Here is a 7,715-nt window from a genome sequence, read left to right on the forward strand (position 1 = left end):
CTTTTCTTCGCTTAACGTAAAATAACCTGAACTGGAGAACCATCACGCAACGACATCACGCCTGACGTTAAAATCGTATCTCCTTCCACCAATCCTTTTGTAATCAATACATCTGCATCTGTACGTCCTCCTGTTTCCACGATTACCTCTTTGGCTTTACCATCGCGCAAAACAAATATCTTTTTACCATTTTGAATCGGAATTAATGATTCTGCTGGAACTAATAAACCATTCTCAACAGTTTCCAGCGGGAAAGTCACATTCGCAAAAGCTCCAGGAATTAATTTATTGCTACCTCCTTGAGCAATTGCTTTTACCAACAATGTACGTGTATTCGCTTCTATTACTGGCTCAATAGCATACACCGATGCAGAGAATTTCTGTTCGTCTCCTTGAATGGAAAACTCTACACGACTACCTTTATTTACCATATAAGCATAACGTTCAGGTATGGAGAAAAGTAATTTTACTTGTGCTGTATTGGCAAGATTTGCTATCACGGTAGCAGGTGTAATATAACTGCCTTTAGAAATATTACGAAGACCTATTTTACCTGAAAAAGGAGCGCGCACCAAAGTTTTACTCAACTGCGCATTGATCAGTTGAATTTGAGATTCAGCTGTACGAAAATCTGCTGAAGCAATATCATATTCTTCTTGGCTAATAGCTTCTTTTTCTAATAATAATTTTGCTCGGCGCGCATTTTCACCTGCAAGCTCTGAACGCGTACGAGCTTGTGCTAACTGCGCTCTTAGTTCTGCATCATTGATTTTTATCAATACTTGACCTGCAGAAACGGAGCTTCCTTCCTGGAAGTTTAAAGACTCCACAATACCCGAAACTTCAGAATGCAATTCCACCACTTCATTCGCTTCTATAGAACCACTTAATGAAAGGTAATCCGCAAAAGGTTGCCCTTGTACCACCCTACCGTATACTTTATTGCCTCCACCACGGCTTCCGCCACCTCCAGCAGATTTATTTGCTTCTTCTTTTTTTGTGTTCGTAATAATACGATACGTCACTAATCCAATAATAATTAATAGTCCTATGCTTAGAAATATAATGGCTTTTTTGCTCATAAGTTTAGATATATTTAGCCCTAAAAAATGGAAATACAAGATAAAGCTATTTAAGCAAAGAACATGTAAAAATCTGGATATAAATAAGATTTGCCTTTCAAGATTCATTATTTACACTATTAATTAGGGTTTAAAATTTTAATCTAAATACTAAAATCCTCCAAAAAATATCAACAAAAAAAAAGCCCTCTATCAAATCGACAGAGGGCTTTGCGTAAAAATCTATTTGTAAAATTATTTTTAATAATTATTCTCCGCTAATAATTCCGCATCGGTAACTTCTTCATGCATGGTATAATAAGCTATTTCACCTAAGTGCGTGTATGTAGTCGTACCGTTAGCTTTCAAAATCATCAAACGATGAAATTTAGCTTCGTAATTCGCACCAAAATCAACCATTTTTTCCTCCGTATAAGGCTCAATAGGTAGGCCGTCACGTGAAGTCCATACACGTTCCCATGTAGCTCCATCATTTGAAATTTCGAGAGCAAATTGTGTTGGTCTTCCTGAGGCATTCGTGGATTGTCGGAAAAAGTATTTCACAGCTCCAATTTTCTTAGGAGTTTCGGATTTTAAAGTAATCCAGTGAGGTAAATTAGCAACGCCTGAAGACCATGCGGTGTGCCAAAAGGTATTTTTATTACCATCCACCAAATTCACTTTAGGTCCTTCCGTAGTCTCTTGGGTATAGGTGTCTAGCATATCAGCATTAACTCCTTCTACCTTCGTCAACTGATCCGAATAGTAAACTACTTTATTAGGTCTTCGGATAGGTCTTACAGCCTCTGTTACTAATTCACTTGGACCGTATATTTTACCAGAACTATTTAAGTTAACTGTTTTCACTTTGAACGTGTACTCCAATTTATTTAAAAGTCCTTCTACAACTAACGAGTCTGTGTATTTAGAAACTGGTACACTAATAATTTCACCTTTTTTCTCATAACTAACCTCCACATAATTAAAACCACTATCTGAAGGCAAAGTCCATTTGATAACTGCACCACCTACAATAGGTTTTGCGGTAACATTGCTTACTTCTGAAGGTATTGATAAACCTTCTGCTCCATCTTCTTTAGAACAGCTTGTCAAAGCAGCTATCAATAATCCTGTATATAATAATCTTTTCATTAGTATCTTATTTTGATTAGTAACCAATATTTTGAACAATATTTGGATTCTTGTTAATATCAGCTGTTGGAATTGGCATTAGATAGAAAGCTGGGGTTCTGAAATTTCTTACAAATTGAACTGTTGTAACATTAAAGAATTCCGCATCTGTAGTACCTTGGATGTTCATCCCTTTAGCTTGCGTACCTAGAGGTTGTTCTGCTTCCATCCATCTTCTCAAATCCCAGAATCTATGATTCTCCAAATAGAATTCAATCGAACGTTCTTGTCTTACGATACTACGCAATTGGGCTTGAGTAGTAGCACCACCAATTGGTCCCCATGCTTCATCTATTGTAGGTATTCCAGCACGTTTACGTACTTTATCAATATAAGTTTTCGCCAATGTAATGTTGCTAGCATCATATTCGATTAATGCTTCAGCATAGGATAAATATAACTCAGCTAAACGCACCAAAGGCCAAGGATAAGATTCTGCAATCGTTGGTTGTGCTTCAATATTTTGGTTTGCACCAAATTTAGGACTAACACCTTTTTTATTTAAATATCCTGTTGGTGAATAGTTGTTAGAACGACCTTTGATACCATGATCATCATTTTTTCTAAACATTGTTTTCACCTCTTGAATACCACCTGGTCTCAATATTTCATAATTACCATTGTGGTAGGCAATCCACGCATTGAAGCGAGGCTCGCGGTGCAAGTTAAGGTTTAGCGTATTTCCTCCTAATGGAGATGTTCCTACACCGTAGCGATTGCTATAATTATACGCTGGATCTTTGTCGATTGGAAGACCATTTTCTGTATAGAATAATTCTACCATAGATAATGTTGGCGAAACACCATTGTAAGCTCCTGGGCTATAGAATGGAGTACTCTTATTTTGGAAATCATAAATACCTTCTCTGCGTGTATCTGTCCAGATAAGTTCATTAGATTCTTTATCAACAAAAGTATAGCGCAAGTCTTTTTCAACTTGTTTTGCTGGTAAGCCAGTCATTGTAGAATTTGCATATAAGCCATATCCTTGACCCTCTGCCAAGTCAATTACTTCTTTGTACGCATCAATCGCTTTTTTCCATTTTTCTCTATCATAGTTCGTTGGAATCAAATTGTTGCCTGATTTATCTACGAAGTCCGCATAGAAACTTGTTTTTAAGCCTCCACCACCGTTGAACAAAGGTGATGCAGCATACAACAACATACGTGCTTTGATAGCTTTTGCAGCTAAACTTGTCGCTAAACCGTATTCATTACCCACTCTTTTGGCAGGTAAGCTTGCAGCTGCTTCGTCTAATTTTGTAACTACAAAATCTACAGACTCCTCATAAGTGCTTCTCGCTTTATACGTATCCGAAGCTTGGTTAACATCCTCTACTCCATTAATCAAGATTACTGGACCATACATTCTCACTAATAAGAAGTGGTAGTATCCAATCAAGAAGTTTGCTTGTGCTTTGTAATCTGCTTTTTTGTCTTCTGATAAGCCAGGAACTTTATCAATATTATCCACCAAAATATATGTTTGACGAATTCCTTTGTACAACGTTCCCCAATATGATATCACCGGGTTAGAAGCTGTAAAAGTTCCTTTAGGAAATTGAGCAAAAGTCTCATGTTCAAAAGATGTGATCACCTCATCCGTAGTCATTAAGTCTATAGATGATTGTCCCACTCTGACAGCAGGCAAATAGTTATAACATGAATATAAAAATCTTTCTGCCGCAAATTCATCCACGAAAGCATCCTCTTCTGTTGGTCTTTCATCTGGAACGACATCCAAAAAGCTAGAACAACTGTAATTTAATGCAAGAAAAAGCACTAATATTACGTATATATAATTTCTCTTAATCATAATAATCTCTTCAATTAATTAAATGTCATTTGAACCCCAATATTCATTGTTCTTTGTGTAGGATAGCTTAATCCAGCTCCTCCACCTTGCTCTGGGTCCCAATATTTGAATTTTGAGAATGTAGCTAGATTTAACCCACTACAATAAAAACGAGCGAATTTATAAGAGTATCCTATCTCCGCATTTTTAAGCTTTAAGAATGCTCCATCTCTCATATAGTATGAAGAAACAGCTGTATTATTTGGATTATCAAGCTTGCTTAATTTTGGATAAGCTGCGTAAATATTAGGATTTGACTCGCTAAAGTGATCATCCGCAATGAATGTCAACACATTGCGCTGGTCAGATGTACCAAATGGATGGAATCCTGACATAAACAATGACGTATGAGCAGCACCTTGGAAGAATAAAGAGAAATCAAACTTTTTAAATTTGAATGAAGGACCAAAACCATATACAATTTCTGGCGTAGTAGGATATCCCATTCTAACACGGTCATCACTGTTTACCAAACCGTCATTATTGTAATCGGTATACTTAATGTCACCGCCTGAAACAAAACCACCTAATTGTTGAATAGGGCTATTCGCTACTTCGGCATCATCAATAAATAAACGTTCTGCAAGATACCCCAATTGTGTGTTGATAGGATAACCTGTATAGTTCAAATTTTTATTTACCGCAAAAGCCGGTTCGTCATAATCAGTAATCACATTGTGCGCATATGTAAACGTACCTTTCAAGGCCATGGATAAATCAGAAGTGATCTGTTTGAAATAATCAGCTGATATATCGATACCCTTTGCTGACACACGACCCAAGTTTCCATAGATAGTCGTACCACTCGTTCCTAAATAATCTGGAATTGTTTGACGAGATAAGAAGATATTACGACGATCCTCTTTGTACACATCAAATACAAAGTTCAAAGAGTTAAATAATCCTAACTCAATAGCTGCATTGTATTGTTCTGAAATTTCCCATGTAATATTTGGGTTGGAGAAACGATTATAACTAGGTCCACTACGCGTATAATCTTGCGTAATACCTGTCGTAAAAGATTGAGATGTCAAGTTGATATCAGACAAATAAACAAAACGCTCTGAACCAATCTGATCATTACCTGCTAATCCCCAAGAACCTCTTAATTTCAAATGATGAATCTTATCTTTTAAAGGCTCAAAGAAATTTTCGTTGCTAATATTGTAACCTACACCGAATGATGGGAAGAAGCCGAACTTACTTCCTTTTGCAAAATTTTCCGAACCGTTGTATCCGAATGTACCTTGGAATAAATATCTATTATCATAGCTATAAGATAATCTTCCTGAATACGACATAGATCTTTTTGGCAATGAATTTATCAAACTACCACCCGCATTGTTTACGTTGTAATCTGTTTGGTAGTATACCAACACACCACTCACATCATGCAAATCAAAAGTTCGTTGGTAATTTAAACCCGCCTGAAAATATAATGATCTATCACCTTCTGTACCTGTTCCTGTACCCAGAGTTTCAGATTGTACAGATCCTACACGACCTAATGAATAAATATATTTTCCATCTGCATCAACACTATAATTTAAGATTTCATAATTGTTGACACCACGGCTTCTTGATGTCGTTGTTGACGACCAGTTTTTGAAAGACATCAATCCATTTGCACTCAAACCTTTTGTCAAGAAGTCCAAACTTTGAGTCAAATCTAAAGTTGCCATTACTGTACTTTGAAAGTTAGATGAATAACCATCTACCATCCAAGCATAAGGGTTTATAAATCCATTATTATAACGTCCACCTGTTTTACCACCAAACAAAAATCCTTCTGGGAATTGTTCATTATTTGGAAAAAACACTGGAAAATCAACTGGATTGGCATTAATCGCATTGGAGAATATATCACTAACACTTCTATTTGGTCCTTTATAATCTCTTAATTGCGTATTTAACTTCAATGAAGCTTTTGTAGTAGGCGTTAGTTGTGCAAACAAGTTATTTTGAAAAGTATAACGATTAACTTTGATGTTATTGCTATAACTATTTACATCTGATGAACGCAACATACCATCATCCATGTTTAAAGTTGCACTCATAAAGTAATCCACTTTGGCACCACCACCCTGCACGTTAGCATTCAAAGCTCTTCCTTGCGCATTCTTTTTAAACATTTCTGCATACCAATTTACATCTGGGAATACTAAAGGATCTAGTCCATTACGAGTACCTTCTATTTTGTCTTTAGTATACAAGATTTCGCCAGTACCTCTCGCATTTACAGCCTCATTATACAATTCCATGAAACGAGTACCATCTACAAATTTAGGCACACGAATTGGCGTGTTGATTGCATTTTCAAGGCGGATATTTATTCGGGCTTTATCTAAATTTTTACCTCGTTTTGTAGTTACGATCATTACGCCATTCGCTCCTTTAGTACCATACATCGCTGTAGCGTTGGCATCTTTCAAAATAGAAAAACTTTCAATAGCTTCTGGGGCGATAGCATTTAAATCTCCAGTCGAAGCGGGCACACCATCAATAATAATCAAAGGTGAATTGATACCGCTGAAAGTAGATATTCCTCTTATGTAAAAAGTAGATCCATCAGCTCCTGGCTCTCCCGAACGTTGAAAAGCGACAACTCCCGCCAATTTACCTGCAATAGCGTTAGACAAATTAGCAGTTGGAATTTTTAATTCTTCAGGTTTAACACTAGTGATCGATCCTACTAATGTTGACTTTTTTTGTTGTCCAGCCAAACCCGTAACAGTCACTTCTTCTAGACCTGTTACATCTTTTTCTAATGTTATTTCAATATTACCTTTAGAATCGATAACAACTCTTTCTTCCAAATATCCGATTAAAGATAAAACTAGCGTTTCACCTTTTTGGACGTTAATCACAAATCGACCATTCGCGTCTGTACTCGTACGGATGTTTTTGTTAAGCACCGACACCGTTACACCTTGTAACGCTTTGTTCTCAGCATCCGTAACTTTCCCCGTTATCAAATTCTGTTGCGCGACAAATTCAACATGCGCTCTTTCTGAAATTGTATACGCAGAAACATTGTTTACAGCCACTAATGCCAATACAGCCACACAAGCTGTTTTTAATTTAGTCGGTCTGAAACAATGATTTACACTTTCGTACAAATCTCCTTTTAGTAACTGCTTTACCATAGTAGTGTTAAAAAATAATTGGTACTTCAATGCTGTAAAATACAGGCATAATTCCATGCATGCAAAAGCTTGATTAACGAAATCGGTTGCGCATTTTTGCGCAACCGATTTCGTAATTTTATTTGTAACAATATGTATCTTATTTAAAATTTTTAGTAAAAATAGTTTAAAATATGAAAAATTTATACTATTGAATCTGTTATTAATAAATGATGTATAATTAACTAAAAATAAATGAGTTAGAAAAGAAATTATAGTAAGCTTATCTAATACTAAAAACTCCAAAACCGCATAAACAAGCATAAAAAAAAAACACAAAAAAAGCCTTACCACGCTATGTGATAAGGCTTTGCTTTGTTGTTTAATAAAAGAAGGCACCGACCTACTCTCCCACCTGTTACGGCAATACCATCGGCTCGGGCGGGCTTAACTGCTCTGTTCGGAATGGGAAGAGGTGAACAC

Annotated in this window: 4 protein-coding genes and 1 rRNA gene; all 5 read right to left on the reverse strand. The window is 36.3% G+C overall.

Annotated features, from left to right (window positions below):
• Positions 1–11: 11 nt before the first annotated feature.
• On the reverse strand, positions 12–1,082 hold the full coding sequence (locus H8B04_RS14320) for an efflux RND transporter periplasmic adaptor subunit (protein WP_190302786.1): 1,071 nt from the start codon (positions 1,080–1,082) through the stop codon (positions 12–14).
• 240 nt (positions 1,083–1,322) lie between these two features.
• Positions 1,323–2,213: a DUF4959 domain-containing protein gene (locus tag H8B04_RS14325; protein ID WP_165291816.1), complete on the reverse strand. Its 891-nt coding sequence runs from the start codon at positions 2,211–2,213 to the stop codon at positions 1,323–1,325.
• Positions 2,214–2,229: 16 nt separating this feature from the next.
• Complete coding sequence (locus H8B04_RS14330; protein ID WP_165291815.1) at positions 2,230–4,068, reverse strand: RagB/SusD family nutrient uptake outer membrane protein; 1,839 nt, start codon at positions 4,066–4,068, stop codon at positions 2,230–2,232.
• Positions 4,069–4,082: 14 nt separating this feature from the next.
• On the reverse strand, positions 4,083–7,253 hold the full coding sequence (locus H8B04_RS14335; RefSeq protein ID WP_223815442.1) for a SusC/RagA family TonB-linked outer membrane protein: 3,171 nt from the start codon (positions 7,251–7,253) through the stop codon (positions 4,083–4,085).
• 369 nt (positions 7,254–7,622) lie between these two features.
• Positions 7,623–7,715 (reverse strand): 5S ribosomal RNA (gene rrf, locus H8B04_RS14340); the annotation flags it as partial.

Origin of the sequence: Sphingobacterium litopenaei (assembly GCF_014692495.1) — a bacterium.
In the GTDB taxonomy this organism is placed as follows: Bacteria; Bacteroidota; Bacteroidia; order Sphingobacteriales; family Sphingobacteriaceae; genus Sphingobacterium; species Sphingobacterium litopenaei.